Below are 17,737 nucleotides of genomic sequence, written 5' to 3' on the forward strand. Positions count from 1 at the left end.
CTTTTTTTCCAACTTCTCTTGACTTTTCTGTTTACACAAAATATTATACACTATCAAAAATTGTAATCATCTAGTATCCTTTTCTAAGTTAAAAATCAGTAAGAGTTTAATAATGAACAAGGAGTTAGGATACTTAAAACCATCTTGCCATGGAGGTAATTACAGAAGACAGGACGAACCAGAATACATATATCCTAATGGAGCAATATGGATGTCAACTAAAAATAAATATTTAAGGGATAAGACATTTTATACTAATAGAACTAAAGTATATGAAATGGAAAAAATATATAGCTATGATATAGACGACGAATTAGATTTTAAAATCTGTGAAAGTTTGTACATGAAATATATATAATAAAAAAGAATCACGAAATAAAGCATCGCGATTCTTTTTTATTTTAACGCCGTGTATTTTGATTAGTAAGTCTATTAGTATTAGTGGTGTTATTAGTAGCATTTCTACTAGTTGTTTGATTTTGATTAGTTCTATTTGTTGTAGAGTTCGTTAATGAATTAAATACTGATGTTAATGCAGAACGATTTTCACGTTGTTTTTGTGCAAGTGCTGCTTGATAAACAGCATCACGATCACTACCAGCATACATATAGTCTGTTTCTTTATTTCTTTCTTTAGCGTATTCAACTCCATTTTTCGACTCGATTCCTGCTGGTTTTTCAAATGCTGCAGGAACTTTATTATCTGAAGCTTTCTTCATAACATTTGCCATTATAACTTGGGTTGTTTTTGCTTGATCATAAGATAAAGCTTTAGCAGCTGAATCGAGTACATCAGCTCCTTGCCAAACTGCAACAGTATAGTCAGTGGTATAACCTATCATCCAGCTATCTTTTGTAGAATTAACTACATCAATTCCATAGTTGTAATATGCGGTGTCATCGAAGGTACTAGATCCAGATTTTCCTGCCATATCAAAATTAGCAACTTTTCCATTAGGTGCAAGACCATTACTAGTAAGTACTCCTTTTAGTACGTTAGTCATTAAGTATGCAGTTTCCTCAGACATTGCTTTAATAGGTTCATTTTTGATATTTGGTAGTTCTTTACCGTTGGCATTAAAAATTTTAACAATTGTAGAAGGTTTATTATAGTATCCTTTGTTACCAAATGATGCGAAGGCACCAGCCATTTGAGTTGGAGAAACACCATCAACGTTTCCTCCAATTGCTGTAGTTGGTTCATCTTTTGTTACTGGAATATCAAGCTTTTCAGCGAAATGTTTAGATCTTTCGTATCCAACTGTTTCGAATGCACGAACCGCTGGAGTATTATAAGACCAAGATAAAGCAGTACTCATAGTAACTGTACCGTGGTATAGTCTATCCCAGTTTTGGATATAGAAATTAGTTCCAGCAATTTGATAAGGTGTATCTGAAAATGTAGTTTGAGAATCCCAACCATAATACTCTATACCAGGAGCATAATCAATCAATGGTTTAATTGATGACCCTGGTTGAACACGAGCGTCAACTGCAAAGTTATAGCCACCAGCTTTATAATTTTTTCCACCACCGATTGCTTCAATAAGTCCTGTTTTAGTATCTAGAACAGATATTGCAGCTTGAGAGGCGTGAGGCTTCATAGGAGAACTTTGATTATCTAACATATTTTGAACATATATTTGAAGTTCTGGATTTAAGTTAGTGTATATTTTTAATCCCATAGAAAGAGGATCTTTAATATTTTCAAAGTTTTGATTTTCTTTCAATTCTTTCATAATTTGATCTATGTAAGCAGCGAACTTAGGATTATAAGTATGTTGGTTTGCACGTTCTTCTTTTGTTTTTTTAACTATCCCATCCGTAATTGGTGTGTTAATAGCATCATTATATTCTGCTTCTGTAATTTTATCATTATTAAGAAGTGCGTATAATACTGTATCTCGACGCTCTTTTGCTTGTTTTGGATAATCATAAGGATTATACAAGATTGGTTGTTGAGGTATTCCAGTTAAAAGCGCAACCTGAGGTAGAGTCAATTGATCTAATTCTTTATTATAAAAATATTTAGCCGCAGTTTTAACTCCGTATTGTCCATCAGAATAGTAAATTTTATTCATGTACATCTCTAATATATCATCTTTAGAGTATCTATTTTCTAATTTAAGAGACAGATAAGCTTCTTGAATTTTTCTTTGTAGTGATTTATCAGATGTCAGTAATGAATTTTTTACCACTTGTTGTGTAATTGTACTTGCACCTTGTTGGGCAGAATTAGAACGAATATTCACAAGTACGGCTTTGATAAGACGAATAGGATCGATACCTATATGAGATTGGAACCTTGAATCTTCTGTAGTAAGAACAGCATCTGTGATATTTTTTGGAATATCATTTATAGATACATATTCCCTTTTTTCAGCTCCAACCGTAGCTATTAAGTTAAGATTCTTATCATAAATTTCTGATGATAATGGATCTTGTAAATTAGCTTGAGTAATATCTGGTACATCTTTTAATTCACGAGCGAATAGCATTAAAACAACAAAGAATAATACTAAGCAGATTGTGAAAAAGATGGAACTAATGTATTTGAATAAAGATTTCATCTGTTGCTAAAACTCACTTTCATTGTTTTTTATAATAGTTAAATAGTCTAATCTTATTTTATAGTTAAATGATAATTCAAATGCAGTCTCCTCAAATTCACTGAGTTTTATTGATTTTCTTCCTCCATTTTGAGCACGTTCGTAAAAGAATGTAAAATTTTTAAACGGTAGCAAAAATGTTTTATCGATTTTTTTAAATCTAATGATAATAAAAGTTATGCCACCATGATTAAAAATTTTTTCCATATGTTTTATTTGATGTTCATGAATATTATTTAAAGAAAATGAAGTAGCTGAATTAGTTTCTTTAGCTTCAAAATCAATATATCTCCCGTTCCAAAGTCCGTTATAATCGGTAGTAGATGGAGTTTTGTAGAATGCTTTAGTAATCATAGCACTCGCTCTATTAGGATAATTCACTTCTACTATTTGAATAGGAATAGGTTTTTTATGAATAACTGCAATGTCATTATTTAAGTAATACTTATTCGCAAAGTTAATATCTTCTTCGAGTTCCATACCACGATTTGAATATTTTGTTTTTTGAATAAAATTACTTTTTTTATTAGGATAATTAAACATATATCCCTCCATAAATAATTATCTTATTTATTATACTATATTCTGAGTAAAATTTGAAATACAAATAGTTGAAAATTGATATAATTTTAGAAAGGTTAATTTTATAAAAAAATATTTTTTTTGAAAAAAATATTATAATTTATGGTATAATGGTATAGAAATTTTAAATATGAGAGGTGGTATTGTTGTGAGACAATCAAAAACATTTATTCCGACAACAAGAGAAGTACCGTCCTCTGCAGAAGCAATTAGTCATAAGTTGCTTATTAAAGCGGGGATGGTGAAGCAGGTATCTGCGGGAGTTTATACTTACCTTCCTTTGGCTACTCGTGTAATTCAAAAAATTGAAAAAGTAATTAGAGAAGAACATAGTAAAATTGGAGCTGCAGAACTTTTAATGCCTATTTTACAATCAGACGAGTATTGGAAAAAATCTGGTCGTTGGGACAAAATGGGAGAAGAACTTATTCGTGTAACAGATAGAAAAAAAGCAGGATATGCCCTAAGTCCAACTGCAGAAGAAATAATCAGTCAAACAGTTAATAATATGGTTACATCATATAAACAATTACCTATGAACTTATATCAAATCCAAACTAAATTCCGTGATGAAATTCGTCCACGTTTAGGATTATTACGTTGTAAAGAGTTCATAATGAAAGATGCATACTCATTCCATGATTCACCAGAATCATTAAGAGAAACATATAAAGATTATTATCAAGCATATAGTAATATCTTTGATAGATTTGAACTTAAGTATCGTGCAGTACAAGCTGATTCTGGTAATATTGGTGGAAGCTATACTCATGAATTCCAAGCATTAGCTGAAGTAGGGGAAGACACAATTGTGTATACTGAAGAGAGTGACTACTCAGCAAATATCGAAACTGCAGCAGTAGTTGAACAAAACTACACTATGCCTACAGGTTTTGAGAAAAAAGAACGTAGTTTATTAGAAACCCCAAATCAACAATCAATTGATGATATTGCAGCATTTTGTGGTGTAGAAGTTAATCGTGCCATGAAAGCATTAGCTTTAAAAGCTGATGGGGAGTTTTACTTAGTTCTTATGCGCGGTAATGATCAACTTAACGATATTAAGTTCATGAAAGCTACAGGAACTTCAGAAGTTGAGATGGCAACAGAACAAGAAATCGAAGAAGTCATGGGAAGTGTAGCAGGTTACATGGGACCATTTGGTATTAAAAATTGTAAAGTAATTGGTGATAATGCTATTAAATATATGTATAACCACAGCTGTGGAGCTAACAAAAAAGGATTCCACTACATCAACGTAAACCCAGGTGATTATGAAATCGATGCTCACTATGACCTTCGTATGATTGAAGAAGGTGATTTAGCAGAAGACTTATCAGGACCAGTTAAATTTGCTAAAGGTATCGAGGTTGGACAAGTATTCGAACTTGGTAAAGGATATTCAGAAGCTATGGATGTTACATACTTAGATGCTAATGGTCGTGCAAACCACTTCTACATGGGATGTTATGGTATTGGAGTAACTCGTTGTATTTCAGCGATTATCGAACAACATAATGATGAAAAAGGTATCATTTGGCCAAAAGAAGTAGCACCATACCAAGTCCACCTAGTATGTGTTGATGTTAAGAAAGAAGATCAAGTTAAACTTAGCGATGAGTTATATGCTCAATTAACAGCAGCAGGATATGAAGTTCTTTACGATGATAGAGCAGAACGCGCTGGTGTTAAATTTAACGATGCTGACCTTATTGGTATCCCATTACAAGTAGTTGTTGGGAAGAAAGCCGGTGAAGGAATCGTAGAAGTTAAAGAAAGACAAACTTTAGAAAAAGTTGATACGCAAGTAGCCGATGTACTAGCTAAAGTAGAAGTATTTTATAAATAATAAATATAATATGAATTAAAGAATGCCAATTAAAAATAAATAGTTGTTAAGAAAATAACCATTTGTTTTTAGTTGGTATTTTTAGTATAATTTAATTAAGAGTTATGATACTTTTTAAATTTAAAGTAGTATAAAAATGATTGGTAAAAATGAATTCGGGAGTGACTTGAAAATCGTGATTTCGAAGAAACAAGATTTTGTCGAGTCACCCCCGCAAAGTTTATTAGATATCTAAAAAGCTTTTATAAAGCGAATTTAGATATCAATAAACCACTGCGTCTATGAGGTATCATATGAACTTTGTTAAATTTTAGGACTTTTGGGTCAGCCCCGAATGGATTTTTTATGTTTAGTAGTAAAAGTTGTTGAGGGAGTTAATCTTTAGTTTTTTATAAGTAGAATCTAGATATAGCTTATTTAAAAATAGTTAAATCCCTGAAAGTTATAGGAGAAGTAGGAGGAATCATGAGTAATAAACATTTTTCTTTATTAGTTAAAACATTAGAATTAGAAGAACAGTTATCCAATTCAAAATTTGAAAATTATTCTTTAGATAATATAGAAAAAGATAATAAGAATAAGGTTTGGACGTTTAATTTTAGTGGAGAAAGTTTGCCTTCAGTAGAAGAATTAACATTACTTATTCAGAAATTACGAGAGAATTTCTTAGGTGATTATATTGTTAATTATCGTTTGAAGGTAAGTGCTGAAATCACGGATGAGCAAATAAAAGAATTTTGGAAATATATAATATTAGAAAACTTCTCAGAGATTTCTCAAGTTTTAATGGAGAGTATTTTATTTAGTGAGGTTGAAGTTAACAATAGTGTTTTAACTATGAAAATAATGGCTCCATCTATTTGGAATAACTTTATTAATGAACGAAAACAACAAATAATAAGTAGTTATGGAAATTTAGGTATTGCAATTAAAGACATTATTCCTAACTTTTCTAAAACTGATGTTGAAGCGGTATTAGAGAGTCAAGAAGAAAAAATTTCCCAGGAAATCGTTAAGTTAGAGGAAATAGAGAAAAAAGAAGCAGAACGAAAACCAAAAGAACCTGAAAGGAAATTTGTTGCCTTTGGAGGCGGCGGTGGCACTCGATATGGGCAAGAAATTCGTGATGAGGACATCGTAGAAATCAAAGATGTTGTTGGTTATGCTGGAGATGTAACTATAATGGCTCAGGTTTTTGGTACTGAAGAGATTATTCATAGAAATGGTTCAAGTCAATATCGTTTAAAACTCACAGATTATAGTGATTCTATAATACTAAGATTATTTGGTAATAATCCTAATTTAAAATTTCAAAATAAACGTAAGAATGAATTAATTGACTTAGTAAAAGGAATAAAGAAAGGTCAATGGCTTAAGATTCACGGAGCTGTAAGTAATGATCCGTACTTAAGAGATACAATCATCGAGCCTAAGTCTATTGAGGTTGCTCATAAAGAAGAGAAGAAGGACAATTATAATAGACGTAAACGAATAGAGTTGAATACTCACACGAAGATGAGTCAGCTTGAGGGTATTTCTTCTGCAAAAGAATATATAGCTAGGGCTATGGATTGGGGACACGAAGCTATTGCTTTCACTGATACTTATGGAGTTCAAGCATATCCTGAAATTTGTTTGAGTTCAAAAGGTAAGGATATTAAACCAATCTATGGGTTAAATGCCTTTATCATGGATGACAGTATTACTGCTACGACAAATCCGAAAGAACTTAAATTAAAAGACGCTACATATGTTGTATTTGACGTTGAGACTACTGGTCTTTCAGCAGAACGTGATAGATTAATCGAGATTGCTGCGGTTAAGGTGAAAAATGGAGCTGAAATAGACAGCTTTGAAAGTTATATTAATCCGCAAAGACCTATTTCAGAATTAATTACCAAAATTACTAGTATTACTAATGATGATGTTAGAGATGCTCCATTAGAAAAAGAAGTCATGACTAACTTTTATAATTGGTTAGATAAAGATGATATATTAGTAGCCCACAATGCGAAGTTTGACCTTGGATTTTTAGATACTTGTTTTGAACGACTAGGTTTAGAAAATAAAAATAACGCTAGTATAGATACATTATTCGTCTCTCGCGCTGAAAATAAAGAAGCGAAAAGACATGGTCTTAGCAATTTAGCTAAACTATACAAAGTTCGTTTAGTTCAACATCACAGAGCGATTTATGATACAAAGGCTACGGCAGAAATTTTTGTTAAAATGCTGGATCAATTATACGAGTTAGGTATTGAATATCATAACGAAATTGATGAAAAAATTGACTTAGAACTTGCACATAAACGCTCAAGAACATTCCCTTGTTCGATTTTAGTTAAGAATGCTAAAGGGCTTAAAGATTTATTCAGATTAGTTTCATATAGTTGTACTAAGTATTTGAACTCTGCTAAACCTACGATTCCACGTAGTTTATTAGAACAATATCGTGAAGATTTATTAATTGGTAGTGGTAATGGTGATAATGAAGTATTTGAAGAATTGCTAAATTCAAAAGAAGCTAAGGTTGAGGATATAATTGATTTTTACGATTATATTGAGATTCAACCCAAACATCATTATGCTAATTTTATAAGAAATGAAAGAATAGCGGATAATGCTGAATTGGAAAAAATTCTGAAAAAATTAATTCAATTAGCTAAGAAAAAAGAAAAAATTGTTGTAGCAACAGGAGATTGTTATTATTTAGATGAATATCAACATGTTTATCGTCAAATATTGAGATTAACAGTGAAAAGCAACCCTGGTGCGCGTGATTTAAAACCGATGGCTACATTCCTTACAACCGAAGAAATGTTGAAAGAATTCTCTTATCTTGATGAACAATTAAGAGAAGAATTAGTTATTGATAATACGCATAAAATTAATGATATGATTGAATTAGTTGTGCCGTTAAAAGATAAGCTGTATACACCGAATATTGAAGGGGCAGCTGATGAGGTACGTAATTTAAGTTATGATATGGCTCATAAGATTTATGGTGAAGAGCTACCGGAAATAGTGGAAAAAAGATTAGAGAAGGAACTTGCATCTATTATCGGTAATGGATTTAGTGTGGTTTATTTAATTTCACATAAACTTGTAAAAAAATCACTAGATGATGGATACCTAGTAGGTTCAAGGGGATCAGTTGGTTCATCACTTGTAGCTACGATGATGGAAATCACAGAGGTTAATCCACTAGCCCCACATTATGTTTGTCCGAAATGTAAACATAGTGAATTCTTCTTGAATGCTGAATACGCATCAGGGTTTGACCTTCCGAATAAAAACTGTCCACATTGCGATGTGAAAATGACAAAAGATGGGCAAGATATTCCTTTCGAAACATTCTTAGGGTTTAACGGAGATAAAGTACCTGATATAGATTTAAACTTTTCGGGTGAATATCAAGCAACAGCTCACAATTTCACGAAAGAAATTTTTGGTGAAGATTACGTATATCGTGCTGGAACTATTTCGACGGTGGCTGAGAAGACAGCTTATTCATTTACTAGAGATTATTATGAGAAAAATGAAATAGAGAAAAGAAGTATAGATATTGAACGTATTGCAGCGGGATGTGAAGGTTCTAAGAGAACTACTGGTCAACATCCAGGAGGAATACTAGTAGTCCCTAATGATATGGATATTTTTGACTTTACTCCATATCAATTCCCAGCTGATGATGAAACGAGTCCATGGCGAACAACTCACTTCGATTTCCACTCTATTCATGATAATATTTTGAAATTCGATATACTTGGACACGATGATCCGACTATGATTAGAAAGTTACAAGATTTATCTGGTATTGATCCTAAAACTATAGATGTATCAGATTCTGAAGTAATGGGTATTTTCTCAACAGTTGAGGCACTTGGTGTTACAAGAGATCAAGTAGATTCAGCTAGTGGGACATTTGGTATTCCTGAGTTTGGAACGAACTTTGTTATTCAAATGTTAGATGATACCAAACCAACTACATACTCAGAATTAGTTCAGATATCTGGATTGTCTCACGGGACGGACGTTTGGTTAGGTAATGCACAAGAATTAATCAAAAATGGTACTTGTGAACTTAAAGACGTAATTGGATGTCGTGATGACATTATGGTATATTTAATTCATGCTGGATTAGAAGAAGGCTTATCTTTCAAAATAATGGAAAGTGTAAGGAAAGGTAAAGGATTATCAGAAGACTTTGAAAAAGCTATGGTTGATAATAATGTACCGGCTTGGTATATTGATTCATGTAAAAAAATCAAATATATGTTCCCTAAAGCTCACGCATGTGCATATGTACTTATGGCGCTTCGAATTGCTTGGTTTAAAGTGCATCAACCATTAACATACTACTGTGCCTATTATTCTGTCAGAGCTAGTGACTTTGACATTATTACAGTTGTTAAGGGAGCAGAAACGTTAAAAGCGAAAATAAAAGAAATAAAAACTACAGATAAAAATGAATTATCGAATAAAGATAAAGATGCTCTTGTAAGTTATGAAATTGCTAATGAGATGATGGAAAGAGGATTTACATTCTCGAAAGTTGATTTAGAAAAATCAGCAAGTCATGACTACATAATTGAAGGGAAAACGTTAATCCCACCGTTCTCGATTGTTCCTGGGCTTGGGGATAACGTAGCGAACAAAATTGTTCAAGCGAGAGAAGAAAAGGCCTTTTTATCAATTGAAGATTTCTCAAAACGAGGAAGTGTTTCATCTACGGTAGTAGAATACTTGAGAGAAATGGGGACATTAAAAGGTCTTCCTGAAAAAGCACAACTGTCATTCTTTGATGAATTGTAACTGATAGGGGTATTCATTGAAAATTGAGTTACAATATAAATTATTCTGCATGATTACTATATATTTTTAAAAGAAATTTATTTTAATTTTTTCAGAATAAATTTAGCATCTAGTAACAAAAATACGAATAATTAATAAATAAAATAATAATATTTAAAATTTAATTAGAATTAAATTTACAGTGTAACGATGGAAAAGGCATACTTTCTTAATAAAATAAATATTAAAAATATTTATTCGAACTTTATTTATTTTTTAATTTGTGGTAGTATTATATGTGATATAAAATGTAAATATAGAGATGGAGGAAACAACTTGGAAAAGATAATCGTTAAAGGTGGAACGCCTTTAATAGGAGAAGTACAAGTTTCTGGTGCGAAGAATGCAGCTTTACCAATTTTAGCTGCGGGTCTATTAGCAACAGAGGGTACAAGTAAATTTTATAACGTTCCTAAGTTATCAGATATTAAAACAATATCATTATTATTTGAAAGTCTAGGGGTAACGGTAGATTATAAACCAGAAGAAAATACTTTAGAAATGGATGCAAGAAAACCATTATTAACAGAGGCTTCGTTTGAGTTTGTTAGTAAAATGCGTGCTTCATTTTTAGTATTAGGACCAATGTTAGCACGTGAAGGAAGTGCAAAAGTAGCGATGCCTGGAGGATGTTCAATAGGAAGTAGACCTATCGATCAACACTTAAAAGGTTTTGAAGCCTTAGGAGCTACGATTATTCAAGATGCTGGTTTTGTAGAAGCAAGGGCAGAAAAAGAATTAGAAGGAACAACAATTTTCTTTGATTTCCCTAGTGTAGGTGGAACTCAAAATGTAATTATGGCAAGCTGTTTAGCAAAAGGAAAAACTACTATTGTTAATGCGGCTCAAGAACCAGAAATTGAAGATATGATTAACTTCTTAATTAAGATGGGAGCTAAGATAGAAGGGAAAGGTACTTCTGTTTTAGTTATCGAAGGTGTAGATAAATTAGTAGGTACTGAATATACAGTGATGCCTGACCGTGTAGAAGCTGCTACATACATGATCGCAGCAGCAGCAACTAAAGGGGACGTACTAGTTAAAGGTGCACCTTATAAAGATAATGTAGCGCTAGTTAGTAAAATGCGTGAAATGGGAGTTAAAGTTGAGGTAGTTGATGAAACTTCTATGCGTGTAAGTAATAAACTAGAAAGTTTAAGACCTGTAGATGTTAAGACTTTACCTCATCCAGGATTCTTAACAGATATGCAGTCTATTATGTGTGTATTAACATTATTAGCTAATGGTACAAGTACAATTACTGAGACTGTTTTCGAGAATAGATTCATGCATGTTGAAGAATTACGAAGAATGAATGCAAAAATTAGAATAGAAGGTAGGAGTTCACTAATAGAGGGATTACCTCATTTAGAAGGAACTACAGTAAAAGCCACAGATTTACGTTCTGGGGCAGCACTAGTTATTGCAGGATTAATGGCGACTGGAACTACTAAAGTTATCAATGTTTACCATATTGATAGAGGATATGTTGATATAGAAGAAAAAATGAGAAAACTAGGTGCAGATATTCAAAGAATAGATGAGTAGGAATTTATTATGAAATCAAGTGATAAATTGGTAAGGTATTTGCGAAATATAGCCCTAATGATAATTATATTTTATATCGGATTATTATTAGGCTATACAATTTTGGGTAAGGGAAGTTTATTCGATGCTTTAAGTTTAAAGCCGATAACACATATTAAAGATATTATATACAATTAGGAGGAAATGAAGATGGCAAATGATTTATTTGTAGAACTTCAACAAAAATTAGAAGGGAAAAATGTACGTATCGTACTTCCAGAAGCATATGATGAGCGTGTATTAGAAGCGGCTGTTAAATTAGGTGCTACTAGTTATGTTAAACCTGTGTTAGTTGGGAAAAGAGAAAGAGTAGAAGAAATTGCTAAAGGATTATCTTTAGATGCTTCTAACCTAGAAGTTATTGATCACGAAAACTACGAAAAATTAGAAGAATTAGTTGCTAAGTTTGTAGAGCGTCGTGCAGGAAAAGTAACTGAAGAAAAAGCTCGTGAATTATTAAAAGATGTTAACTACTTCGGAACTATGTTAGTATATACTGGAGAAGTTGAAGGATTAGTATCTGGAGCAATTCACTCTACTGGAGATACTGTTCGTCCAGCATTACAAATTATTAAAACTAAACCAGGTACAAAACGTACAAGTGGTGCATTCATCATGAGTAAAGAAGACAAACGTTATGTATTTGCTGACTGCGCGATTAATCCAACATTAGATGCAGAAGGGCTTGCTGAAATCGCAATTGAAAGTGCAAGAACAGCTAAAAGCTTTAACGTTGATCCAAAAGTAGCAATGTTAAGTTTCTCTACTTTAGGTTCAGCCGTTACAGAAGATACTACAAAAGTAGCAGAAGCTACTAAATTAGTTAAAGAAAATGCACCTGAATTAGCGGTAGAAGGTGAATTACAATTCGATGCTGCGGTTGTACCTTCAGTTGCTAAATTAAAAGCTCCTAATTCAAAAGTACAAGGGGATGCTAATGTATTTGTATTTCCAAGCTTAGAAGCAGGAAATATTGGGTATAAAATTGCACAACGTCTAGGTGGATTTGAAGCTGTAGGACCAATCTTACAAGGTTTAAATGCTCCTGTAAACGACCTATCTCGTGGATGTAATGCAGAAGATGTATACAAACTTTCATTAATTACAGCTGTTCAAGCTTTAGAAAAATAGTATTATAATTATAAAGAGATTAACTTCGGTTGATCTCTTTTTTAGTATTTTTAATTAAATTTAAAGAGTATTTATAAAAAATCATGATAGTATTTCAAGTAAACCGTAATTAATTGATAAATTATATAATTTTTATGGTTACTAAAATATAATTGTATAATGTGTATATATAATAGTGTTGTTTATATTTTAATATTTTATGTGTATTAGTCTTTATAATTGCATTTATACCAACTTTTATGGTATCATAATATGATGTATAAATATGGAGGTAAACATGGTTGCGATAGAATCAAAAGATGATTTATATGTTATAGATTTGTTAGAAGATTTTGACGAATTTTATTTAGAATTAGAAAAATATGCCGAAGAGAATAGAGTACCGATTATAGATAAGATTGGGATAAGATTTTTAATTCAAATGCTTAAAGTAAAGAAAGCTAAGAATTTGTTAGAAATAGGAACGGCAATTGGATATACATCTATTAAATTAGCTGAAAAAATAGGATGTAATGTCACAACTATTGAACGTGATGATAAGATGTATAACCAAGCAAAAAACAACATAGAAAAGAGAAATCTAACTGATAAAATAACATTACTTCATGCTGATGCATTAGAACTTCAAGATGAGGTAGTGGCAAATGCACCTTATGATGTAGTATTCATCGATGGTGCTAAGAGTCAAAGTAGAAAGTTTTTTGAATTATATGAACCATATTTTGCTGAAGATGTCGTAGTTATTACGGATAATGTGCTATTCAAAGGAATGGTTGCCGATCCAAGTATTATTAAACACAGTAGAGATTTAAAACAGCTTTCTAGAAAAATTAATAATTACAATGAATGGTTATTAAAACATGAAAATTATGAGAGTGTAATATTACCAATTGGAGATGGAATAACTATAACAACAAGAAAATAAAATTATAGAACTGTGAAGTTAGTATATTTTATTAAGAGAGGATAAAAAATGACAGTAGAGTTAGTTGTAACACCGAAAAGTATTGATCATATTTATGAACTGATAAATGTAGGAGCTGATAGTTTCGTTATTGGTGAAGAAAAATATGGATTACGTCTTGCTGGTGAGTTTAAGAGAGACGAATTAAAAAAAGCTATTGAGATTATTCATCAAGCAGGGAAAAAAGCATATATTAGTGTAAATGCAATATTCCATAATGAGCATATTGATGACCTAGTTGATTATTTACATTATTTATCAGCATTAAATGTAGATGCTCTAATATATGGAGAACCAACAATTATAACAATTTTAAGAGAAGAAAATCTTGATTTTAAACTTCAATGGGATCCACATACGTTAGCTACGAACTCTTTCTCATGTAATTATTGGGGGAAACGTGGAGCATATAGAACGTGTCTATCAAAAGAATTAACTATTGATGAAATTCTTGAAATTACTGGAAAAAGTGAATATGAGATTGAAGTGCAAGTTCAGGGAATGCTTTGTATGTTCCAATCTGTAAGGAAATTGGTGGATAACTATTTTATGTATAGTGATAAAGAGAAGTACATTGAAGAATATAGTAATTCTAAGAAACTATTCCTATACAGTCAAGATAGAAATGAACGTTATCCAATTTTTGAGGATTCAAATGGGACACACATCATGAGTGCAAATGATATCTGTGCGATAGAAGAATTAGATCGTCTAATCGAAGCAGGGGTAACTGCATTTAAGATTGAAGGTGTTTTAAAAGATGAAGATTACATCACAGAGGTTGTAACTATTTATCGTGATGCTATTGATCTTTATTATGAAGATAAAGAAGCGTACGAAGATGAAAAACAAGATTTCTATAATGATATAGAAAGAATTAAACCAAAATATAGAGAAGTAGACTTAGGGTTCTTCTATAAGAAAACTATGTACTAGTATATTCTTGAATTTTATAAAAGGACAAGGTTTCCTAAATAAAACCTAATAAAAAAGACAAGGAGGATGGGTCATACTTGAATGTGACCTTAACTTATGGCGATACCAAATATTTCAGAAATTAGAGACGGTAAGAGAGTAATAACGAAAAAACCAGAATTACTGCTTCCAGCAGGGAATTTAGAAAAATTAAAAATAGCTATTCATTACGGAGCAGATGCTGTGTTTTTAGGAGGACAGGAGTTTGGACTTCGTAGTAATGCGGACAACTTCACAATTGAAGAGATTAAAGAAGGTTGTGAATTTGCAGCAAAATACGGAGCGGATATTTATGTTACAGCGAACATTATTGCCCATGATGAGAACTTTGAAGGATTAGATGAATTCTTAATGGCACTTCAAGATGCAGGAGTAAGAGGAATTATCGTAGCGGATCCATATATTATTGAAAGATGTAAAGCTGTAGCACCAAAAGTAGAGGTACACATCAGTACGCAACAATCTATCTCAAACTATAAGGAAGTTAGATATTGGGAAAGTGAAGGAGTACATCGTGTAGTATTAGCTCGTGAAACAGGATATGAAGAAATTAAAGAAATTCGTGAAAAAACAGATGTTGAGATTGAGATGTTTGTTCACGGCGCAATGTGTATAGCATATTCTGGGCGTTGTACATTAAGTAACTACATGACAGCCCGTGATAGTAACCGTGGAGGTTGCTGTCAATCATGCCGTTGGAATTATGACCTTTATGAAGAAGGAACTGATGAAGATACTAAGTTATTCGATGAAGGTGCAAATCCTTATGCAATGAGTCCAAAAGATTTAACTTTAATTGAGGCAGTACCAGAGATTATTGAATTAGGTATTGATTCGTTAAAAGTTGAAGGTCGTATGAAATCTATTCACTATGTAGCAACAGTTGCAAGTGTGTATAGAAAACTAATTGATGATTATTGTGCAGATCCAGATAATTTTGAGATGACACCAGAATATAAATTAGAATTATATAAATGTGCTAACCGTGATACAGCTATGTCATTCTTCTATGAGATTCCTAAGTATTCTGAACAAATGTTTGGAAACGAAGGAGGTAAGAAAACAAACTATGACTTCGTTGGGCAGGTTCTTCACTATGATGAGGAAACTCAAATTGCAACAATTCAACAACGTAATTTCTTTAAAACAGGTCAAGAAGTTGAATTTTTCGGACCAGAGATCGATACATTTAGACAAGTTATCGGAGAAATTTATGATGAAGATGGTGAATTACTAGATGCAGCAAGACATCCACTTCAAATTATTAGAACAAAATTAGACTCTAGAGTATTTAAAAGCAATATGATGCGAAAGGAAATGGGACGCTAATGGCTACAGATAAACCAAAAATTATCGGTATTGTTGGAGGAAGCGGTAGTGGTAAAACGACCGTTACAAAAAGAATTATAGACGAGTTAACTCAAGATAAAGTGGCTTTAATCGAGCAAGACTATTATTATAAAGATCAAAGTCATATGACGATGGATGAGAGAGTTAAGACGAATTACGATCATCCAAGTGCTTTTGATAATGAGCTACTTTATAATCATTTATTAGAGTTAATCGATGGGAAAGCTGTTGAACTTCCTGTTTATGATTATGTAAATCATACTCGAAGTAAAGAACAAAAACATCAAGAACCTAAGGATGTAATTATTATCGAAGGTATGTTTGGTCTTTATTCAGAAAAACTACGTGAATTAATGGATATTAAAATTTTTGTTGATACACCAAGTGATTTACGTATTTTAAGAAGACTACTACGTGATATTAATGAGCGTGGAAGAACTGTAGAATCAGTAATTAATCAGTATTTAGTGTCAGTTAGACCAATGCATGAAAAATATATTAAACCAACTAAGCAATATGCTGATATTATTGTTCCTGATGGCGGATATAATGATATAGCGATTGATATTTTAATAACAAAAATTAAATCGCTACTAGCAAAATAATGAAAAAAACGATATAATATAGAGTAGACTAAAAAAAGGAGTACCACAATGGCTTTAGAAGAAAAATTAGAATATCAAATGACCCAAGAAGGTTATGACAAACTTGTTGAAGAATTAGAACATTATAAAAAAGTAAAACGTCCAGAAGTAATTGAAAAAATTAAAATTGCACGTAGTTTCGGGGACTTATCTGAGAACTCTGAATATGATGCAGCAAAAGATGAGCAAGGACATATCGAACGTAAAATTCTAGAAATGGAACAAATGATTCGTTATGCTGTTATTATTGAATTAGATGAAAAATCGACTTCAATTCGTCTTGGTAATACGGTAACTTACCAAGAATTACCAGACGGTTTAACGGAAAAATATAAAATTGTAGGTAGTGCAGAAGCTAATCCGTTTGAATATAAGATTTCGAATGAATCTCCTGTAGCACAAGCTTTATTAGGAAAAGAAGTTGGAGATGTAGCGAAAGTTTCATTACCAACAGGTCCAGAAGATTCAATGGATATTAAAATTTTAGCGGTAGAATAATATTATGATAGCGTTAATTGGTGCAATGCCAGAAGAAGTGGCTATAATTAAAGAAAAAATTGAAGATTTGCAAGAAAAAAAAATAGCACATGTAACATTTTATGAAGGTAAATATGAAGGGCGTGATATTGTTCTTATGTTAAGTTTACCAGGTAAAGTGAATGCTGCTATTGCTACAACTCTATTATTAGACCATTATAAACCTGAATATGTGATTAATATAGGTACATGTGGAGCTTTACAAGGTGATATGGAAATTGGTGACATGATTGTTGCAACAGAAGTAAGACATTTTGATGTTGATGCGACAGAGTTTGGCTATGAAATTGGTCAAGTACCACAAATGCCAGCAGCATATAAGAGTGATGAAAAACTACAAGAATTAGCTTCGGAGATAAGTTTACCAGAGCATAATATTCACTTAGGTTTAGTTGGAACATCAGATTCATTTATCTCTAATAAAGAGTTGAAAAAAGGAATATTGAAAAATTTTCCTAATATGCAAGTAGTAGAGATGGAAGCAGCAGCGATTGCTCAAACTTGTTACCAATTTGGAACAAAATTTATAGTTTGCCGTAGTGTAAGTGATAAGGCAGAAGAAGGAACTAGAGTTACTTTTGATGAATTCTTACAAATAGCTGCAGTAAATTCATCTATATTAACTACAGAGTTAATAAAAAAACTTTAAAATCAA

Annotated in this window: 14 protein-coding genes; 12 read left to right on the top strand and 2 right to left on the bottom strand. The window is 32.0% G+C overall.

Annotation, left to right across the window (positions count from 1 at the left end; translation table 11 throughout):
* Positions 1-112 precede the first annotated feature (112 nt).
* Entirely contained in the window at positions 113-358 is a 246-nt protein-coding gene (locus tag ACO6OL_RS06890) for a hypothetical protein (protein ID WP_485502613.1), read from the top strand.
* Positions 359-401: 43 nt separating this feature from the next.
* Here ACO6OL_RS06890 and ACO6OL_RS06895 read toward each other — a convergent pair whose 3' ends face one another.
* Both ACO6OL_RS06895 and recU read right to left on the bottom strand, forming a co-directional pair.
* Positions 402-2,570 (bottom strand): transglycosylase domain-containing protein, encoded by a 2,169-nt coding sequence (locus ACO6OL_RS06895; protein ID WP_485502614.1) that lies wholly within the window; start codon positions 2,568-2,570, stop codon positions 402-404.
* A 6-nt stretch (positions 2,571-2,576) separates the two neighbouring features.
* Positions 2,577-3,152: a Holliday junction resolvase RecU gene (gene recU / locus ACO6OL_RS06900; RefSeq protein WP_485502615.1), complete on the bottom strand. Its 576-nt coding sequence runs from the start codon at positions 3,150-3,152 to the stop codon at positions 2,577-2,579.
* 187 nt (positions 3,153-3,339) lie between these two features.
* Here recU and ACO6OL_RS06905 point away from each other — a divergent pair, with 187 nt between their 5' ends.
* From ACO6OL_RS06905 to mtnN, 11 genes are all read left to right on the top strand, one after another.
* Positions 3,340-5,040 (top strand): proline--tRNA ligase, encoded by a 1,701-nt coding sequence (locus ACO6OL_RS06905; RefSeq protein WP_485502616.1) that lies wholly within the window; start codon positions 3,340-3,342, stop codon positions 5,038-5,040.
* A gap of 465 nt (positions 5,041-5,505) precedes the next feature.
* A complete protein-coding gene (locus tag ACO6OL_RS06910; protein ID WP_485502617.1) occupies positions 5,506-9,855 on the top strand; it encodes a PolC-type DNA polymerase III in 4,350 nt (1,449 codons plus the stop codon).
* A gap of 315 nt (positions 9,856-10,170) precedes the next feature.
* On the top strand, positions 10,171-11,442 hold the full coding sequence (gene murA / locus ACO6OL_RS06915) for a UDP-N-acetylglucosamine 1-carboxyvinyltransferase (RefSeq protein ID WP_485502618.1): 1,272 nt from the start codon (positions 10,171-10,173) through the stop codon (positions 11,440-11,442).
* Between the two features lie 57 nt (positions 11,443-11,499).
* Positions 11,500-11,619 carry a DNA-directed RNA polymerase subunit beta gene (locus tag ACO6OL_RS06920; RefSeq protein ID WP_485502636.1) on the top strand — a complete coding sequence of 40 codons (120 nt, stop codon included), beginning with the start codon at positions 11,500-11,502 and terminating at the stop codon, positions 11,617-11,619.
* Positions 11,620-11,631: 12 nt separating this feature from the next.
* A complete protein-coding gene (gene pta, locus ACO6OL_RS06925; RefSeq protein WP_314160377.1) occupies positions 11,632-12,612 on the top strand; it encodes a phosphate acetyltransferase in 981 nt (326 codons plus the stop codon).
* Between the two features lie 277 nt (positions 12,613-12,889).
* The gene (locus ACO6OL_RS06930; RefSeq protein ID WP_485502619.1) at positions 12,890-13,537 is read left to right on the top strand and encodes an O-methyltransferase; all 648 of its coding nucleotides are present in this window, start codon (positions 12,890-12,892) and stop codon (positions 13,535-13,537) included.
* 48 nt (positions 13,538-13,585) lie between these two features.
* On the top strand, positions 13,586-14,512 hold the full coding sequence (locus ACO6OL_RS06935) for a peptidase U32 family protein (RefSeq protein WP_485502620.1): 927 nt from the start codon (positions 13,586-13,588) through the stop codon (positions 14,510-14,512).
* Positions 14,513-14,608: 96 nt separating this feature from the next.
* Positions 14,609-15,880 (top strand): peptidase U32 family protein, encoded by a 1,272-nt coding sequence (locus ACO6OL_RS06940; RefSeq protein WP_003146785.1) that lies wholly within the window; start codon positions 14,609-14,611, stop codon positions 15,878-15,880.
* Positions 15,880-16,506 carry a uridine kinase gene (udk, locus tag ACO6OL_RS06945; RefSeq protein ID WP_314160374.1) on the top strand — a complete coding sequence of 209 codons (627 nt, stop codon included), beginning with the start codon at positions 15,880-15,882 and terminating at the stop codon, positions 16,504-16,506. The genes ACO6OL_RS06940 and udk overlap by 1 nt, the downstream gene beginning before the upstream one ends.
* 48 nt (positions 16,507-16,554) lie before the next feature.
* Positions 16,555-17,043 (top strand): transcription elongation factor GreA, encoded by a 489-nt coding sequence (gene greA, locus ACO6OL_RS06950; protein ID WP_485502621.1) that lies wholly within the window; start codon positions 16,555-16,557, stop codon positions 17,041-17,043.
* A 4-nt stretch (positions 17,044-17,047) separates the two neighbouring features.
* A complete protein-coding gene (mtnN, locus tag ACO6OL_RS06955) occupies positions 17,048-17,731 on the top strand; it encodes a 5'-methylthioadenosine/S-adenosylhomocysteine nucleosidase (protein WP_314160372.1) in 684 nt (227 codons plus the stop codon).
* Positions 17,732-17,737: the final 6 nt, after the last annotated feature.

Source organism: Gemella sp., assembly GCF_057272915.1.